Raw genomic sequence first — 16,966 nt, 5'->3', positions numbered from 1 at the left:
AATCTCTCTTTAAATTTTGCATAATGTATAAATTTTATCTTAAATTTTATAAAAAAAGGTTAAAATCCGCTTTTGTATTTTATTTTTCAAAAGGTATGAATTTGAAAATTTTAGGTATAGATCCAGGTTCGAGAAATTGTGGTTATGCTATCATAGAAGCCAACAAAGGAAAAAACATTCTCATAGAAGCAGGACTTATAAAGATAAAGCTAAGTACCTTACAGTATCAAATCACAGAGCTTTGCGAGGGTTTGGACTTGATTTTTAAAAATCATTCTTTTGATGAGGTGGCTATAGAAGATATCTTTTTTGCTTACAATCCAAAAACCGTTTTAAAACTCGCACAATTTCGTGGAGCCCTATCTTTAAAAATTCTTCAAATTCATGGAGACTTTGCAGAATACACTCCCTTACAAGTAAAAAAAGCCGTTACAGGAAAAGCCAAAGCAACTAAAGAACAAGTTGCTTTTATGGTAAAAAGGCTTTTAGGACTTAGTAAAGATATCAAGCCTTTGGATATCACAGATGCTATCGCAGTGGCTTTAACCCATGCAGCAAATTTAAGAGTTAGGGTGTGATTTTGGTAATTTTCATTACACAAAAGCCCAAAGCTTCATAAACTCCCAAAATACCTTTAAATTTTTTCTATAAATTTTTAAAAAATTCATAAAAAATTTCAAAAGTTGGAACAGAACTTGCTTGTAAACTTCACATAAACGCAAAAGTTTTTTAAAGCCAAAGCGTTAAATTTTTTAAAGCAATATTTTATAAAGGATTTAAGATGATGAGATCACTTTGGTCTGGCGTAAGCGGACTACAAGCACATCAAGTTGCGATGGATGTTGAAGGTAATAACATTTCAAATGTTAATACCACTGGTTTTAAATACTCCCGTGCAGATTTTGGGACTATGTTTAGCCAAACTGTGAAAATCGCTACAGCTCCAACTGATGGAAGAGGTGGATCTAATCCACTTCAAATCGGTCTTGGCGTTTCAGTAAGTTCTACAACTAGAATTCATTCTCAAGGTTCAGTTCAAACCACAGATAAAAACACTGACGTTGCTATAAATGGTGATGGTTTTTTTATGGTTAGTGATGATGGTGGTCTTACAAACTATCTTACAAGGAGCGGGGATTTTAAACTCGATGCTTATGGAAATTTTGTTAATAATGCAGGTTTTGTTGTCCAAGGGTGGAATATCAACTGGGATACTCAAAGTATAGATAGCTCAAGAACTCCGCAAAATATTTTTATCGATCCCGGTATGCATATCCCTGCAGCAAAATCCACAGAAGTAGCCATCAAAGCGAATTTAAATAGTGGTTTAAATATAGGAACAGCAAGTCGTCCTTTGTATTCTCTTGATTCTGTGCATGGTTTTAATCAAAAAACAGGTGAAACTAAAGATGAAAATGATACAGGAACCACTCAGTTTTATACGACTTCTAAAAATGCTGTAGAAGTGACGGAAAAGGGTGTGGATGCGGGATCACTTTTTAATGCTAATGGACAGGGTTTAAATTTAAGAGATGGACAAGGGATTTGGGTATCTTATGCGGATGCTAAATATTCTACAAATTCTTTAGGTTATAATGCTTTTAATTCAAATTTACAACAAAATCAAACTGCTGCTTTTTGGGGTAATGGTAATCAAAAGACAAGATTAGATATAGTGATTAATGGAGTTGTTATTCAAAATGATACTATAGGTAGTATAGATGAGGCTATCGCTTATATCAATACCTTTACCGCACCAACGGATGCAAGAGAGGGAACAGGAGTAAGAGCGGTTAAAAATGCAGATGGCTCGGGTATAGATTTTGTCAATGATAATGCCGATGGCACTACAGATAATATGAAAAATATCAATCTTGTAGTTAATGCTAACAATACAGCAGGTGAACTTTGGAATGCTGTATGGAATAATAATACTCAAACATTTAGTTTTAACCAAGGTAACGGTGGTCAGCAGCCTGCTATTAATAAAAATGGTTCTTCTTTATGGACTGCTACTGGACAGAATTTGACTCCAGCTCCACCTGCTCCCGGGCCAATTACCCAAATTCAATTTACAGGTCCAGCAAATGCCCAAATAATAACAGCGCATAAATATATCTATAGTTCTTCGCCTCAAACTCTTCCTCCTATGTATAATCCCGATGGAGGTTTTAATTATATTCCAGGTACACCAGGTAATCCCCCTACTTGGAATGGTACAGATGCTGCTACTATAGGTTCGCAAAATTATTATAATGCAGTAATGAATGGTTCTTTATTAAATACCAATATAAGGACTTTTCACACTACCGAAGATTTAAGAGAGCTTTTACAAAGAGATGCTAGATATGGGGTTGATTATGATGGAAGTGGAACTTTTGCTGCAGCAGATGTCAATGAAAATGTTAAAGTTGTAGTAAATTCTTCAGGAGCTTTTTCTCTTACAAATGTTAATGAAACTTCAAATAGTCCAACACTTGTTACAGGTCAGGGAGCATTGACTTTTGGCTCTCATAATATGAATTTCAATATCACTGCTTATACAGATGAAAGAGGAACAGTAAGCACTAATGATGCTTTTACTAAAATCTTTAAAGGACTTGATGGTTCTTTCCCTGCAGGCAATCAGGTTAAGCAAAGTGAACTTCTAAAACTTTCTGCTTTTTCAGCAGGACTTGAAATTTATGATTCCTTAGGTTCAAAACATACTTTAGAAGTGCAGTTTGTTAAGCAAAGTACCACTCAAGATGGGGGTAATGAATGGCAGATGATTATCCGTGTGCCAGAACCTGCAGAGATTAACACTACAGGCGAAGGACCAAACAATATCATCGTAGGAACAGCAAGATTTAATAATGATGGATCTTTGTCAAATTATAATCCAAGAACGATAAATTTTTCACCAAATAATGGTGCCGCACCAAATCAACAAATCAAACTTTCCTTTGGAACAAGTGGAAGCAATGACGGCCTTGTAAGCTCAAATTCTGCTTCAACTCTAACAGGACAGGCAACTGATGGTTATACTTCAGGTAACTTAAAACCTGATGCTATCCGTGTGGATGACAAAGGTAATATCTTAGGTGAATTTACCAATGGTAAAACCTTCGCTGTGGCAAAAATAGCAATGGCTTCAGTGGCAAATAACTCAGGTCTTGAGGAAATTGGTGGAAATCTTTTTAAAGTCACTGCAAATAGTGGTAATATCGTAGTAGGCGAAGCAGGAACAGGAGGTCGTGGTGAGATGAAAACCTCAGCTCTTGAAATGTCAAATGTGGATTTAAGTCGTTCTTTAACAGAGCTTATTATCATTCAAAGAGGTTATCAAGCAAATTCAAAAACCATTTCAACGAGTGATCAAATGCTTCAAACTCTAATCCAGCTTAAACAATAATTTAAGCTTAGTATTCTATAAAATATTGTTTTTTGCTCCCTTAAGGGAGCAAGCCTTGCTTTACAAGCCTATCTTGGTAGTCTTGTAATACTAGGCTTAGGCTTGAACTGCCTTCAATTTATTGCTAACTCACTCTTGCTAGGGGTGAGTTGCAATAAAATTTTAAGCAATGTGATATAAATTTTTTAAAATTTAATTTTAATTTTATTTTTTAAAGATAGAATAATCAATAATTTTTTAGAAAGGAGAAAAAATGTCTTATATTAGTTTTAACTTAATGCTTTCTTCTTTCTGTATGCGTGCTTGGCACGCTTAATCTGCTCGTATATACTCATATTCTATAAATTTACATTTTCAAATAGCCTAGTTTAAAGCCGATAAAAAGCTTTTTAACATTTTTTCATTGACACAATAAGGATAAAAAATGAATTTCAATAAAGAAACTTTAGCATTACACGGAGCTTATAATTTTGATACTCAAAGAAGTATTAGTGTGCCTATATATCAAAACACTGCGTATAATTTTGAAAATTTGGATCAAGCTGCAGCAAGGTTTAATCTTCAAGAACTTGGCAATATTTACTCAAGACTTAGCAATCCTACAAGCGATGTTTTAGGACAAAGACTTGCTAATATCGAAGGAGGGGCTTTTGGAATTCCTGTTACTAGCGGTATGGCAGCTTGTTTTTATGCTCTTATCAATTTAGCAAGTTCGGGAGATAATGTCGCGTATTCGAACAAAATTTATGGTGGGACTCAAACTTTAATTTCTCACACACTTAAAAATTTTGGCATAGAAGCTAGGGAATTTGATATCGATGATTTAGATAGCTTGGAAAAAGTTATAGATCAAAACACAAAAGCGATTTTTTTCGAAAGTCTTTCAAATCCTCAAATTGCCATAGCTGATATAGAAAAAATAAACCAAATAGCAAAAAAACATAAAATCGTTAGCATTTGTGATAATACCGTTGCTACTCCTTTCTTACTCCAACCTTTTAAACATGGCGTGGATGTAATCGTGCATAGTTTAAGTAAATATGTAAGCGGTCAAGGCACTGCTTTGGGTGGAGCACTTATAGAAAGAAAAGATTTAAACGACTTGCTTAAAAATAACGATAGATATAAAGCTTTTAACACTCCTGATCCAAGTTATCATGGACTGAATTTAAATACACTTGATTTGCCGATTTTTAGTATTAGAGTCATCATCACTTGGCTTAGAGATCTAGGAGCTAGCTTAGCACCTCAAAATGCTTGGTTACTTTTACAAGGACTTGAAACCTTGGCAGTGCGTATAGAAAAACACAGTCAAAATGCTGAAAAAGTTGCGAATTTTTTAAATTCTCATCCTGATATCAAGGGCGTAAATTATCCTACTTTAGCAAGTAATGCTTATCATAATTTATTTAAAAAATATTTTGATAAAAATTTTGCTAGCGGGCTTTTAAGCTTTGAAGCTAAAGATTATGAGCATGCTAGAAGAATTTGTGATAAAACTCAACTTTTCTTACTTGCTGCAAATTTGGGTGATAGCAAGTCTTTGATCATCCATCCTGCTTCTACTACTCATTCGCAACTAAGCGAAGAAGAACTCCAAAAAGCAGGCATTACGAAAGCTACTATACGCTTAAGCATAGGACTTGAAAATAGCGATGATTTGATAGCGGATTTAAAACAAGCTATAGAAAGTTAAAAGTGTGTTTGCATTGAGTGGAATGAGATAAAAATTCCACCATGCTTTATCATAAATAAGGTTTATTAAATAAAGGAGAAAAAATGCCACTGATTATTCCAGAAAATATACCCGCTTATGAGCTTTTAAAAGAGCATGCTTTTATCATGGGATTAAGGAGAGCAAAGCATCAAGATATCAGGCCGCAAGAAATTTTGATTGTCAATCTTATGCCAAAAAAAATTGAAACAGAAAATCAAATTCTAAGCTTACTTGCAAATTCTCCTTTGCAAGTAAATATCACACTTTTAGCCACGACTAGCTATGTGGGTAAAAATACTCCTTTTACTCATTTGGAAAAATTTTACAAGGGTCTTGAAGAGGTTAAAAAACATAAATTTGACGGTGCTATCGTTACGGGAGCTCCTGTGGAACAAATGGATTTTGAAAAGGTTGCTTACTGGGAAGAATTGCTAGAAATTTTTGATTTTTTAAAGCAAAATGTAACAAGTTCTATGTATATTTGTTGGGGTGCCATGGCTGCTTTAAAATACTTTTATGGCGTGGATAAAATCTCTTTAGATAAGAAAATTTTTGGAGTCTATAAGCATGATAAAGTTTCGCCTGATCTGCTTTTAACAAATTTAGATGAAAAGGTTTTAATGCCTCATTCAAGACATTCTAGCATGGATGAAGAGCAAATTTTAGCACTACAAAAACAAGGGAAATTAAAAATTTTGCTTAGAAATAAAAAAATCGGTTCGGCTTTATTAAGAGATGAAAAGAATATTTTTATTTTAGGGCATTTGGAATATTTTAAAGAGACTTTACATCAAGAATATGTAAGAGATAATTTCATACAAAAAGCTAAAAATTATTATGATAAAAAGGGCAATATAAAATACAATTGGCGTTCAAATGCGAACACCATCTTTGCAAATTGGCTCAATTATGATGTGTATCAAAGCACACCTTTTGTGCTTTGATGATTTAATTTCTTGTAGTAGGGGTATCGTGATATACGCTTACTGCACCTTTGATATCGCTTAAAATCGCGCAAGCTGCTTCATTGGCACTTCCCATCGCGCAAGCTACCATAGTCGTAACACCTGAAGCAAGTCCTGCTGCGTAAATTCCTTCTTTGATAATCTGTCTCCCGTGATGTTTGAAGCAAAATTTGTTTGGTTTTGGCATAAGCTCATGCGGTATTACAAAATCTTCAAGTTCTTTGATATCGCTTTTGTTTGCCCCTGTTGCTACGATGATATAATCTGCTTTTATACCCAAGCCTTGCTCATCATTAACAGTAAAATCTCCTTTTTCTCCGCTTATGCTTACTACTTTTGAATCGATGTATTTTACTTCGAGCATAGAAGCAATTTGTGCTTTTATATGAGTGTAAATTTCATCTGCTTTTGCACCTTTTGGGAAAAAAGGAACATTGTAAATTGCTGCTGCTTTTAAATCTGCTTTACCCTCATCAAAAACAGTGATATCAAAGTCAAGTTCTTCATTTTTAGCTGAAGCGAAAAATAAAGCCGCGCTAAGTCCTGCGATGCTACCGCCTATAATTGCAATTGATTTTCTCATTTTTTTCCTTTTTAAAAATTTGTCTTATTCTAGTATAAAAAGCTTTATTTAATCTAATATCGATCTTTTTTATACAATTTGTTAAAAATGTTTATTTTTCAATTGCTCTAAAAGTAATTTTTTATATAATTTTCTAAAAATTTTCAATAAGGAAAGCTCATGCGTTATGGTGAAAAAGAAATTAAAGAATTTGATGTAGAAAATATGGAAATTTGGCCTAATGATGCGAAGAATGATTATATTATAAAAATCACTTTACCTGAATTTATGTGTTGTTGTCCGCGTTCGGGTTATCCTGATTTTGCGACGATTTATCTTGAGTATATACCTGATCAATTTGTGGTTGAACTTAAAGCGATAAAACTTTATATCAATACTTTTATGCATAGAAATGTTTCACATGAAGCAAGCATCAATGAAATTTATAATACCTTAAAAGATAAGCTCAAGCCAAAATGGATTAAGGTGGTAGGGGATTTTAATCCACGCGGAAATGTGCACACAGTGATAGAATGTCGCAGTGATATGGTAGTGCCAAAATAATATTTGAGTAAAATATTAACATATTTTTATGTAAAGATTAAGTATTTTATAAAAAATTCTTATTTAATCTTTGAAGAATATATAATATAAAAAGATCTAAATTTTTTAGATCGAATTTTATTATAAGGAGTTAGGTTATGAATAAAAAATTATTAAGCATTATCGCAAGTGCTACTTTGTTTTCAAATTTGGCTTTAGCAGATGAGAATTCTGGTTTTTTTATAGGTGCTGATGCAGCTTGGATGCATGCTCAAGTAAAAAGTGAGTTAAAACATAAGAATACAAAGCAAAATTTTAATGGAGATATTTCAGGTAATATACCATCGTTTGGTCTAAAACTTGGATATCGTCTAAATGAAAATCATAGAATTTATGCTGGTTATAATTATTCTGATGAATTTAGTGATTTTATCAAAACTCCTAAAATTCAAATCGAAGGTGATTTTACTACACATAAATTTTTAACAGGTTATGATTTTACTCCTAAGCTTTTTGAAAAAACCAGAGCTGTTTTAGGTGTGTATGGAGGATATGCAAGAACAGATCTTACCTTAAAAACAAGCTTTTTATCTTTGTCGCAAAATTTTGACGGTTATTTTTATGGAGCGAAAATAGGTGCTTTATATGATTTGACATCACATAATGAAATAGAATTAGGCTTTAAAGCAGAGCAAATTCATTATAATTCTAGAAATTTTTATCAAAATAAAGTGGGTTCAAACTTTTACGATCCTAAACAAACAAATTATGGTGTATATTTAGGATATAATTATAAATTTTAATCTAATGCAAGTTTTTATAACTTGCATTAATGAAATCAACCTCCACCGATAAAGTATTTTTCAACATCATCAAGTAGTTTTTCACAAATTTGAGAATCTGTATTTTTTTCTACTACAAGATTGATATAAGTTTTAGTATCTCTGAAACTTCCTGCTGATTTTGAATTTTCACGAGTGAGTTTTTGATTCTCTTTAGTATATTCTATAGTGATGTTAAATTTTAGAGCAGCACTTGCTTCACCTAAATTCGTTTTTACTACCACATTCATTTTAGAAGCTTTAGCAAGTGTAGCTTGGGTTTTGTTTATGATCTCTTTAAAGCGTTGGCAAGATCGTATAAGTGTAGCGATAAATTTGTTATCAAGTCCTTCATAAGCTACTTTGAGTTTATTTTTGATATCTTTTGTACTTTCTTTTTCAGGGGCAACAAAAACCATATAAAAACCATTTTTTATAGTCACATTGTCTGTTTTTACATCGCGTCCACTTGACATAACTTTAACATAAATGGCATTATCAAGATAAACACGATCTACCATAGGCCCATAAATTTCGTATTCTTTTTTTCGGACTATGACTTCACGAGCTAGGACATTTAATTTCACATTGGCTTCGTGGATAACAGGTTCCATTTCTTTTTTAATCTCTAAGAGTTCTTTTAACATCAACTTCCTTTTTGTTACTTAAAATTACAATTATATCAATAATTTTCTTAATTTAAGAATTTTACAAACACATTTACTAAAAATATGATACATTAAGTATTAATTTTAACAAAGGAGGAAAAGATGAAACAAATTTTTGAAATTTCAAATTCAGTCCAACAAAAAAGTAAAGACAATACTTTTAATCTGCTACTGCAACTCTCACTCTAAAACTCAATTTTATTTTTAATCATTTTTTACATTTTTAATTTTTTATCATTGTTGTTAAGTTTTTGAATTTTTAATTCATTCAGTCTGTTTGGTTTTAAAGGATTAAATCATGAAAGATAATAAAATCATAATCTTTGATACCACTTTGCGAGATGGAGAACAAGCTTTAGGCAGTTCTTTGGGTATCAATCAAAAATTACAAATCGCTTTAGCGCTTGAAAATTTAGGCGTAGACGTTATAGAAGCAGGTTTTCCGGTATCTTCACAAGGGGATTTTAAAGCGGTGCAAAAGATCGCTTCTAAGGTTAAAAACTCAACTATTTGTGCACTTTCTAGAGCATTGGATAAAGATATAGATATGGCTTATGAAGCTTTAAAAGTGGCAAAGCATTTTAGAATTCATACTTTTATAGCCACTTCGACTTTGCATATGCAAGATAAATTAAAAAAAGATTTTGATGAAATTTTGTCTATGGCAAAAAGAGCGATTATAAGAGCAAGATCTTATACTGATGATGTAGAATTCTCATGCGAAGATGCAGGAAGAACTCCGATAGATAATCTTTGTTTTATGGTGGAAAATGCGATAAAAGCAGGCGCTAAAACTATAAATATCCCAGATACCGTAGGCTATACCTTGCCAAGTGAATTTGCTAATATCATCAAAATTTTATTTAACAAAGTGCCAAATATAGACAAAGCTATCATTTCTGTGCATTGTCACAATGACTTAGGTATGGCAACGGGCAATAGCTTAAGTGCTATTTTACAAGGTGCAAGACAGATAGAGTGCACTATAAATGGACTTGGCGAAAGGGCGGGCAATTGTGCTTTAGAAGAAGTGGTTATGGCGATAAAAACTAGGAAAGATTATTTAAAAGGTTTTTATACTGATATTAAATGTGAAAATATCTTTAAAACTTCAAAATTAGTTTCAGCTATCACTAATGAAAGCATACCTTCGCATAAAGCTATAGTGGGTAGCAATGCGTTTTCTCATAGTTCAGGCATTCATCAAGATGGAGTGCTTAAAAATAGGCAAACTTACGAGATCATAAGCCCTAGTGCCATAGGAATTCATGACAATCGTATGTTAATGACGGCAAGAAGTGGAAGGGCTATGATAAAAACTTGCCTTGAAAATTTAGGCTATGATGAAAATACTTATAATTTAGATGATGTTTATGAGCGTTTTTTACGCCTTGCGGATAAAAAGGGTCAAGTATATGATTATGATTTGGAAGCTTTGATGTTTTTAAGCTATGAAAATGAAGAAGAAAATGAATTTATACTTGAAAAATTAAGCGTGATTAGTGGCAATATCCCAACCGCTTGTGTTTGTATGCGTATCAAAGAAGAGCTAAAAACTGAAGCTTGCACAGGAAATGGTCCTGTTGAAGCAGTTTTTAACTGCATTGCTAGGATAACAAATTTAAAGCCTGTGTTAAAAGCTTATAGTATCAATGCAAAAAGTTCAGGAGTAGATGCTCAAGGGCAAGTGGATGTGGATTTGGAATTTAAAGGGAGAAAATTCCATGGAAAAGGACTTTCAACAGATGTTATAGAAGCTTCAGCACAAGCTTTTGTGAGTGCTTACAATGCGATTTATCGCTCTTTAAAAGTAGAAGAAAGGAAAATGGCATGAAAACTTATAAAGTAGCTGTTTTAGCAGGAGATGGCATAGGGCCTTTGGTGATGAAAGAAGCTTTAAAAATTTTAACTTTTATCTCACAAAAATACAATTTTAGTTTTGAATTTAATGAAGCTAAAATAGGCGGTGCAAGTATAGATGCTTATGGAGTGGCTTTAAGTGATGAAACTTTAAAGCTTTGTGAGCAAAGTGATGCGATTTTATTTGGCTCTGTGGGTGGGCCTAAGTGGGATAATTTGCCCATAGATCAAAGACCTGAAAGAGCCTCGCTTTTGCCTTTAAGAAAGCATTTTAATTTGTTTGCAAATTTGCGTCCTTGTAAAATTTATGAAAGTTTAACTCATGCTTCACCTTTAAAAAATGAGATTATCCAAAAAGGAGTGGATATTTTATGTGTTAGAGAGCTTACAGGTGGGATTTATTTTGGTAAGCAAGATTTAGGCAAAGAAAGTGCGTATGATACTGAAATTTACACTAAAAAAGAGATAGAAAGAATAACTCATATCGCTTTTGAAAGTGCAAGAATAAGAAAGAAAAAAGTGCATTTAATCGACAAGGCGAATGTTTTAGCAAGTTCTATTTTGTGGCGAGAAGTGGTGGCAAATGTTGCAAAAGATTATCAAGATATAAACTTAGAGTACATGTATGTGGATAATGCTGCGATGCAGATTGTAAAAAATCCTAGCATTTTTGATGTTATGCTTTGTTCAAATCTTTTTGGTGATATTTTGAGCGATGAGTTAGCTGCCATTAATGGATCTTTGGGTTTGTTAAGTTCAGCAAGTTTAAACGATAAAGGTTTTGGACTTTATGAGTCAGCAGGTGGAAGTGCACCTGATATAGCTCATTTAAATATAGCTAATCCCATAGCTCAAATTTTAAGTGCGGCTTTGATGTTAAAGTATAGTTTCAAAGAAGAACAAGCCGCACAGGATATAGAAAATGCTATATCTTTGGCATTGGCACAAGGAAAAATGACTAAGGATTTAAATGCTAAGTCGTATTTAAATACCGATGAAATGGGGGATTGTATTTTAGAAATTTTAAAGGAGAATAATAATGGCTAAAACTTTATATGAGAAAGTCTTTGATGCTCATGTGGTTTATGAAGGCAAAAACGAACTTCCTATACTTTATATCGATAGACATTTAATCCATGAAGTAACAAGCCCTCAAGCATTTTCAGGGCTTAAAATGGCTAAGCGTAGAATGGCAAGAGCGGATTTAACTTTGGCTACCATAGATCATGATGTTTCAACTAAAAGCGTGGATTTAAATGCTTGTTCTGATATGGCAAAAGAGCAAATTACAACTTTGATGCAAAATACTAAGGAATTTGGAGTAAGGCTTTTAGGACTTGGAGATAAAAATCAAGGCATAGTTCATATAGTAGGTCCTGAGCTTGGCTTTACTTTACCTGGGGTTACTTTAGTTTGTGGGGATTCTCATACGGCAACACATGGGGCTTTTGGAGCTTTAGCCTTTGGTATAGGCACGAGTGAAGTAGAGCATGTCATGGCAACGCAAACTTTAAAACAAGCCAAACTTAAAACTATGAAAATCGAATGTAAAGGGCAGTTTCAAAAAGGCGTTTATGCTAAGGATTTGATTTTGTATTTGATCGCACAATACGGCACAGCAAAAGGCACAGGCTATGCTATAGAATTTTGCGGAGAACTTATAAGAAATCTAAGTATGGAAGCTAGAATGACTCTTTGTAATATGGCTATAGAATTTGGAGCGAAAGTAGGTATGATAGCTCCTGATGAGATCACTTTTGAGTATATTAAGGGAAAGGAATTTGCACCTAAAGGAGAAGAATTTCAAAAGTATTGTGAGTATTGGAAGAGTTTAAGAAGTGATGAAGGAGCAAAATATGATGAGAGTATTACTCTAGATGTAAGCAAGATAAAACCACAAATTAGCTATGGAACAAATCCTTCGCAAGTGATTGGCATAGATGAAAAAATTCCAAAAATAAGTGATTTTAAAAATCAAAGCGAGCAAAAATCTTTGTTTGATGCTTTATATTATGTAAATTTAGAGCAAGATCAAGTTATAGAAGGGGTAAAAATCGACATTGTATTTATAGGATCTTGCACAAATGGGCGTTTAGAAGATCTTAAAATAGCCGCTGATATCTTAAAAGGGCGCAAAATTCATAAAAATGTTAAAGCTTTAATTGTGCCTGGTTCAATGCAAGTAAGAAAAGAAGCTGAAAATTTAGGACTTGATAAGATTTTTATCGAGGCAGGGTGTGAGTGGAGATATGCAGGGTGTTCTATGTGTCTTGGTATGAATGATGACAAAGCAAATTCAGGTCAAAGAGTTGCTTCAACTTCAAATCGTAACTTTGTAGGCAGACAAGGTAAAGGTTCTATCACTCATTTGATGAGTCCTGCAAGTGCGGCAGCTTGTGCCATAGAAGGTGTTATTTGTGATAATAGAAAGTATTTAGGAGTTTAATATGCAAAAATTTATTATACATAAAGGTATAGCTTGTCCTTTAGAATATGCCAATATAGACACAGATCAAATTATACCTAAGCAATTTTTACTTGCAGTGTCTAAGCAAGGTTTTGGCAAGCATTTGTTCCATGATTTGCGTTATTTAGATGATAAAGAAAATGTTTTAAATATGGATTTTAATCTCAATAAAAAAGAATATCAAAATAGCTCTATTTTGGTGAGTTTTGAAAATTTTGGTAGTGGCTCTTCAAGAGAGCATGCGCCTTGGGCTTTGATTGATTATGGTATTAGAGCTATTATCGCACCTTCTTTTGCGGATATTTTTAAAAACAATGCCTTAGGAAACGGTTTGCTCACTATAGAACTTGCTAAAGATGAGGTTTTGGAAATAGTTGATGAGTTAAAAAAATCCCAAGATAAAAATATAGAAATTTCTTTGTTGGAAAAAAGAGTATTTTTTAAAGATAAGATTTTTTCTTTTGATTTAGATGATTTTCACAGAATTTGTCTTTTGGAAGGACTTGATAATATAGCTTTAACTTTAAAACATGAAGCACAAATCAAAGCCTATGAAAAAAACTCAAAAAGCTTTTTGGTTTAGAATTTTTTCATAAGCTAAAAAAGGATCTTGGTAATTAGGTATGTCAAAGTTTCCACAAAAATTAAAATCAAGCTTTTTAAAAAGCGAATTCATAGGAAAATTTTTACTATGAGTATCTGCTCTTAAACTTGCCTTGTGATTTTCCAAGGCAAAATTTTCGCAAAAATTTAAAAGTTTTTGTGCCACGCCTTTGCCTTTTGCATTTTGTTTGACAGCTAAACGGTGTAGATAAAAGGCTTTATCATCATAATTTTTGTTAAAAATAACTTGTTTGTAAAATTCAGGTTCAAATTTTTCATTGATACAGATAAAGCCTAAAATTTCATCATTTTCTTTAAACACATAAAGTTCTTGTGCTTGTATATCTTCTTGAAAAACTATTTCATTGGGATAATTCTCATCCCATTGGTGAAAATTCATAGCTTTCATAGCATTTAAAGCATCTTTTGTGATTTCAAGTATAGAATTTAAATCTTTATTGACGGCTTTTTGTATGATAGTGTTTTGCATGATAATCCTTTGTATAAGGAAGGGTGATGGTGGCTCCGATTGGACTTGAACCAACGGCCACTACCATGTCAAGGTAGTGCTCTACCAGCTGAGCTACGGAACCATATGGTGGAGCATAGCGGGTTCGAACCGCTGACCCCAACGCTGCCAGCGTTGTGCTCTCCCAGCTGAGCTAATGCCCCTTTATAAGTCTGAGATTTTATCGCAATATTACTTGTTTTTGGCTGAAAACTAAAATCAAATTTTTAATTTATGATGTAATATATGTATAAAAAGATTTATTTTTTATGAAAAATTAGAGAATTAATGAGAGTAATTTTACTATTTGATTAATTCTAAAATATCTCTTTTTTTGTTAAGTTCAAGTTGTCTAGAATAATAAAAATATTTGGTCAAAACCAAAATTCCTATATGGAATTCTTTTTTCTTATCTAAAAATTTCTTAATATATTGATGAGCATTATTAATAATTTCCAATGCATCTTTTGGGCGACTTTTAAAATATTCAATTACTGCTGACAAATTCTCATTATCAATCAAAGCAAAGTGATAATTTGGTTTTAAAGTTCCTTCCATAAACCAAGTTTCGCAAGTTATTTTTGGAGCTAAAACTAAAGAATTAGAATTCATAGCCCATTTTAAGTTGCTTGCTACATCGTTACCCTCTAAAGAAATTATAAATTTATATTTCATTTGTTCTTTTTTGTTTAAAAAGTTTTTTTTCCATTGGCTAGGTTGTTTTGAAGTATCTCCTATATCGCAAAAAGTTCTACCAAAATAAGAATCAAAAAATTCTTTTCGATGATTTTGATATACTGCTCCTCTAAATATTGCTATATCCTTTTTATTTTCATAGTTTATGTTATCTTTTAAAAAGCAAAAGTGCCTATTTTTATCAAGTTTTAATAAAATATTATTTATATTATTTTCCAAAGATCTCGATTTGCAAATAGTTGCTTCTTTAAAAGTATGTCTTACATCGCCAAATTCTTTATTCCATAAAAATTCATCTTTGAAGTATTTACTGACTTCATAAGCATCAAAAGCATAAGAGGTGCTTTTAAAAGGAAATTTTCCTATTTTTTCCTTTGCTGTAGGTGTAAAAAATTCATTTATTTGATTATAATATTTAACTCGAGTTTGTATTTCTTCTAAGTCTTTAATATTGTATTTTAAAATATCATTAAAAATTTTATCTAAATTTATTTGAAAAAAATATCTTGGTATAAAAGATATTCCTATTCCTCTTAAATTCATCAAAAGTCTTGATTGTAGCATTATAAAAAACCTAATAAATAAAATTTTTAATATTTTATCAAAAATTTAAGAATTTATAAACAATAAAATAACTTTTGACAAAACAATAGTATTTTAAATATTAAAAATAAGAATGGCAGACAGGAAGGGATTTGAACCCTCGAAAGCTTGCACTTTACACGCGTTCCAGGCGTGCTCCTTCAACCGCTCGGACACCTGTCTATGAAATAAAGCGTTTATTATATCTATAAAAGCTTTAAAAATAAAGAAATTTTTTAAATATTGAAAATAAAATTATTTTTTTTAAAAATCAGAAAATTTTTAGTAAAAAGTAGTATAATTATATTTTTATTTTTAGTCAGGGTAGCTCAGCTGGTTAGAGCGCTGGTCTCATAAGCCGGAGGTCGGGAGTTCAAGTCTCCCCCTTGACACCATTAAGTGTAATAATTATTTTTTTTCTTTTGTTACTACAAAAACAATTCCACCAAAACCTATAATTACAACAGCTGTTATAAAAATGATTTCAAAAATATCTAGCATTGTCATTGTTCTTTTGCCCTTTCTTTAAGCTGTCCACAAGCAGCTGAGATATCAAGCCCTTTACTTTCTCTTATAGTACAAGTTACACCTTTATTGCTGAGTAAATCTTGAAATTTAATCGCGTTTTCTAAACTAGGGCGTTTATATAAACCTCCTTCATGTGGATTAAAAAGTATTAAATTTACTTTGGCTTTAATACCATTTAAAAGCTTGACTAATTCTTTAGCGTGTTCAAGCTTATCATTGATACCATCAATTAAAAGATATTCAAACATCACTCTTTTTCTTTGATCTATAGGAAATTCACGCACCGCATCCATAATCGCAGCGATATTATAAGCTTTATTGATAGGCATAAGTTCGGTTCGAAGCTCATCATTAACCGCGTGCAATGATATAGCAAGTAAAACACCTAAGTTCATTTGACCTAATTCTTTGATTTGTTTTGCTAAACCACTAGTGCTGATGGTTTGACGGCGGGGACTTATGGCAAGCCCCTCATTTTGTGCTAAAATTTTTACCGCTTTAGAAACATTTTTAAGATTATCCAAAGGCTCGCCCATACCCATATATACTATATTTATACGGCGTTCATAAGGGATATTGTTTTGTTTTTTGATCCATAAAATTTGTCCGACTATCTCCCCTGCACTTAAATTTCTTTTCAAGCCACCCTTGGCAGTAAGACAAAAACTACATCCACTTTTACAACCCACTTGAGAAGAAACACAGATAGTATATCTCGCATGAGAGATTCTTTTGCCTTCTGCGTCTATTTTTTCTTCTTTCATAGGCAAAAGCACACTTTCTATCCTTAAACCATCAACGAGTTCAAAAAGATATTTTATACTTCCATCTTTACTTTGCTCATTTTTAACACATTTTACAGGAGAGAAATGAAAATTTTGCACAAGTTCTAAACGTAGATCTTTTGGTAAATTTGACATATCGGAAAAATTATTGGCGTATTTTTGATAAATCCATTGATAAATTTGTTTCACGCGAAACATCGGTTTGATTTTTTCTCCTAATTCTTCAGGTAAAAAATCTAAAATATTAACAAGCTCTTTCAAAATTAT

At 32.3% G+C, this 16,966-nt stretch carries 16 protein-coding genes and 4 tRNA genes; 11 read left to right on the top strand and 9 right to left on the bottom strand.

The genetic code is table 11. The features are described 5' to 3' along the window. Positions 1–95 precede the first annotated feature (95 nt). From ruvC to metA, 4 genes are all read left to right on the top strand, one after another. Entirely contained in the window at positions 96–578 is a 483-nt protein-coding gene (ruvC, locus tag FBF22_RS08355) for a crossover junction endodeoxyribonuclease RuvC (protein ID WP_072221431.1), read from the top strand. Between the two features lie 203 nt (positions 579–781). After that, entirely contained in the window at positions 782–3,394 is a 2,613-nt protein-coding gene (flgE, locus tag FBF22_RS08350; RefSeq protein ID WP_002899189.1) for a flagellar hook protein FlgE, read from the top strand. A gap of 424 nt (positions 3,395–3,818) precedes the next feature. Beyond that, positions 3,819–5,090, top strand: a complete 1,272-nt coding sequence (locus tag FBF22_RS08345; protein ID WP_002905731.1) for an O-acetylhomoserine aminocarboxypropyltransferase/cysteine synthase — start codon at positions 3,819–3,821, stop codon at positions 5,088–5,090. Between the two features lie 83 nt (positions 5,091–5,173). After that, on the top strand, positions 5,174–6,055 hold the full coding sequence (gene metA, locus FBF22_RS08340) for a homoserine O-succinyltransferase (RefSeq protein WP_002783526.1): 882 nt from the start codon (positions 5,174–5,176) through the stop codon (positions 6,053–6,055). 4 nt (positions 6,056–6,059) lie between these two features. On the opposite strand, the gene FBF22_RS08335 is transcribed toward metA, so the two are convergent. Beyond that, positions 6,060–6,659 (bottom strand): NAD(P)/FAD-dependent oxidoreductase, encoded by a 600-nt coding sequence (locus FBF22_RS08335; RefSeq protein ID WP_002793587.1) that lies wholly within the window; start codon positions 6,657–6,659, stop codon positions 6,060–6,062. A 159-nt stretch (positions 6,660–6,818) separates the two neighbouring features. Here FBF22_RS08335 and queF point away from each other — a divergent pair, with 159 nt between their 5' ends. Next, complete coding sequence (gene queF / locus FBF22_RS08330; protein WP_002779368.1) at positions 6,819–7,202, top strand: preQ(1) synthase; 384 nt, start codon at positions 6,819–6,821, stop codon at positions 7,200–7,202. A 137-nt stretch (positions 7,203–7,339) separates the two neighbouring features. Continuing rightward, a complete protein-coding gene (locus FBF22_RS08325) occupies positions 7,340–7,984 on the top strand; it encodes an outer membrane beta-barrel protein (RefSeq protein ID WP_002860141.1) in 645 nt (214 codons plus the stop codon). A 35-nt stretch (positions 7,985–8,019) separates the two neighbouring features. Here FBF22_RS08325 and FBF22_RS08320 read toward each other — a convergent pair whose 3' ends face one another. Further along, positions 8,020–8,649 (bottom strand): hypothetical protein, encoded by a 630-nt coding sequence (locus FBF22_RS08320; RefSeq protein WP_002853105.1) that lies wholly within the window; start codon positions 8,647–8,649, stop codon positions 8,020–8,022. A gap of 319 nt (positions 8,650–8,968) precedes the next feature. Between FBF22_RS08320 and leuA the strand changes: the two genes are divergently transcribed. Genes leuA through leuD form a run of 4 tightly spaced genes read left to right on the top strand, consistent with a single transcriptional unit; the run spans position 8,969 to position 13,580 of the window. Then, on the top strand, positions 8,969–10,504 hold the full coding sequence (leuA, locus tag FBF22_RS08315; RefSeq protein WP_032587519.1) for a 2-isopropylmalate synthase: 1,536 nt from the start codon (positions 8,969–8,971) through the stop codon (positions 10,502–10,504). Next, on the top strand, positions 10,501–11,577 hold the full coding sequence (leuB, locus tag FBF22_RS08310) for a 3-isopropylmalate dehydrogenase (protein ID WP_070299414.1): 1,077 nt from the start codon (positions 10,501–10,503) through the stop codon (positions 11,575–11,577). The genes leuA and leuB overlap by 4 nt, the downstream gene beginning before the upstream one ends. Next, positions 11,564–12,976 carry a 3-isopropylmalate dehydratase large subunit gene (leuC, locus tag FBF22_RS08305; RefSeq protein ID WP_074471020.1) on the top strand — a complete coding sequence of 471 codons (1,413 nt, stop codon included), beginning with the start codon at positions 11,564–11,566 and terminating at the stop codon, positions 12,974–12,976. The genes leuB and leuC overlap by 14 nt, the downstream gene beginning before the upstream one ends. A 1-nt stretch (position 12,977) precedes the next feature. After that, positions 12,978–13,580 (top strand): 3-isopropylmalate dehydratase small subunit, encoded by a 603-nt coding sequence (leuD, locus tag FBF22_RS08300; protein ID WP_002884196.1) that lies wholly within the window; start codon positions 12,978–12,980, stop codon positions 13,578–13,580. On the opposite strand, the gene FBF22_RS08295 is transcribed toward leuD, so the two are convergent. From FBF22_RS08295 to FBF22_RS08275, 5 genes are all read right to left on the bottom strand, one after another. After that, the gene (locus FBF22_RS08295) at positions 13,560–14,090 is read right to left on the bottom strand and encodes a GNAT family N-acetyltransferase (protein ID WP_002867511.1); all 531 of its coding nucleotides are present in this window, start codon (positions 14,088–14,090) and stop codon (positions 13,560–13,562) included. The genes leuD and FBF22_RS08295 overlap by 21 nt on opposite strands. A gap of 27 nt (positions 14,091–14,117) precedes the next feature. Beyond that, a tRNA-Val gene (locus tag FBF22_RS08290) sits at positions 14,118–14,193 on the bottom strand. A gap of 3 nt (positions 14,194–14,196) precedes the next feature. Beyond that, positions 14,197–14,272 (bottom strand) — tRNA-Ala (locus FBF22_RS08285). A gap of 139 nt (positions 14,273–14,411) precedes the next feature. Beyond that, on the bottom strand, positions 14,412–15,368 hold the full coding sequence (locus FBF22_RS08280) for a glycosyl transferase family 90 (RefSeq protein WP_002884197.1): 957 nt from the start codon (positions 15,366–15,368) through the stop codon (positions 14,412–14,414). Between the two features lie 113 nt (positions 15,369–15,481). Further along, positions 15,482–15,569, bottom strand: a tRNA-Ser gene (locus FBF22_RS08275). A 135-nt stretch (positions 15,570–15,704) separates the two neighbouring features. On the opposite strand from FBF22_RS08275, the gene FBF22_RS08270 reads away from it, so the two are divergent. Next, positions 15,705–15,781: transfer RNA gene (locus FBF22_RS08270), tRNA-Met, on the top strand. 13 nt (positions 15,782–15,794) lie between these two features. On the opposite strand, the gene FBF22_RS08265 is transcribed toward FBF22_RS08270, so the two are convergent. Next, positions 15,795–15,893 carry a hypothetical protein gene (locus FBF22_RS08265; RefSeq protein ID WP_002867513.1) on the bottom strand — a complete coding sequence of 33 codons (99 nt, stop codon included), beginning with the start codon at positions 15,891–15,893 and terminating at the stop codon, positions 15,795–15,797. Further along, the gene (gene rlmN, locus FBF22_RS08260; RefSeq protein ID WP_052777722.1) at positions 15,890–16,960 is read right to left on the bottom strand and encodes a 23S rRNA (adenine(2503)-C(2))-methyltransferase RlmN; all 1,071 of its coding nucleotides are present in this window, start codon (positions 16,958–16,960) and stop codon (positions 15,890–15,892) included. The genes FBF22_RS08265 and rlmN overlap by 4 nt, the downstream gene beginning before the upstream one ends. Positions 16,961–16,966 lie beyond the last annotated feature (6 nt).

Origin of the sequence: Campylobacter sp. CFSAN093260 (assembly GCF_012890095.1) — a bacterium.
Taxonomy (GTDB): Bacteria; Campylobacterota; Campylobacteria; order Campylobacterales; family Campylobacteraceae; genus Campylobacter_D; species Campylobacter_D jejuni.
This window is presented reverse-complemented; position numbering and strand designations above follow the sequence as displayed.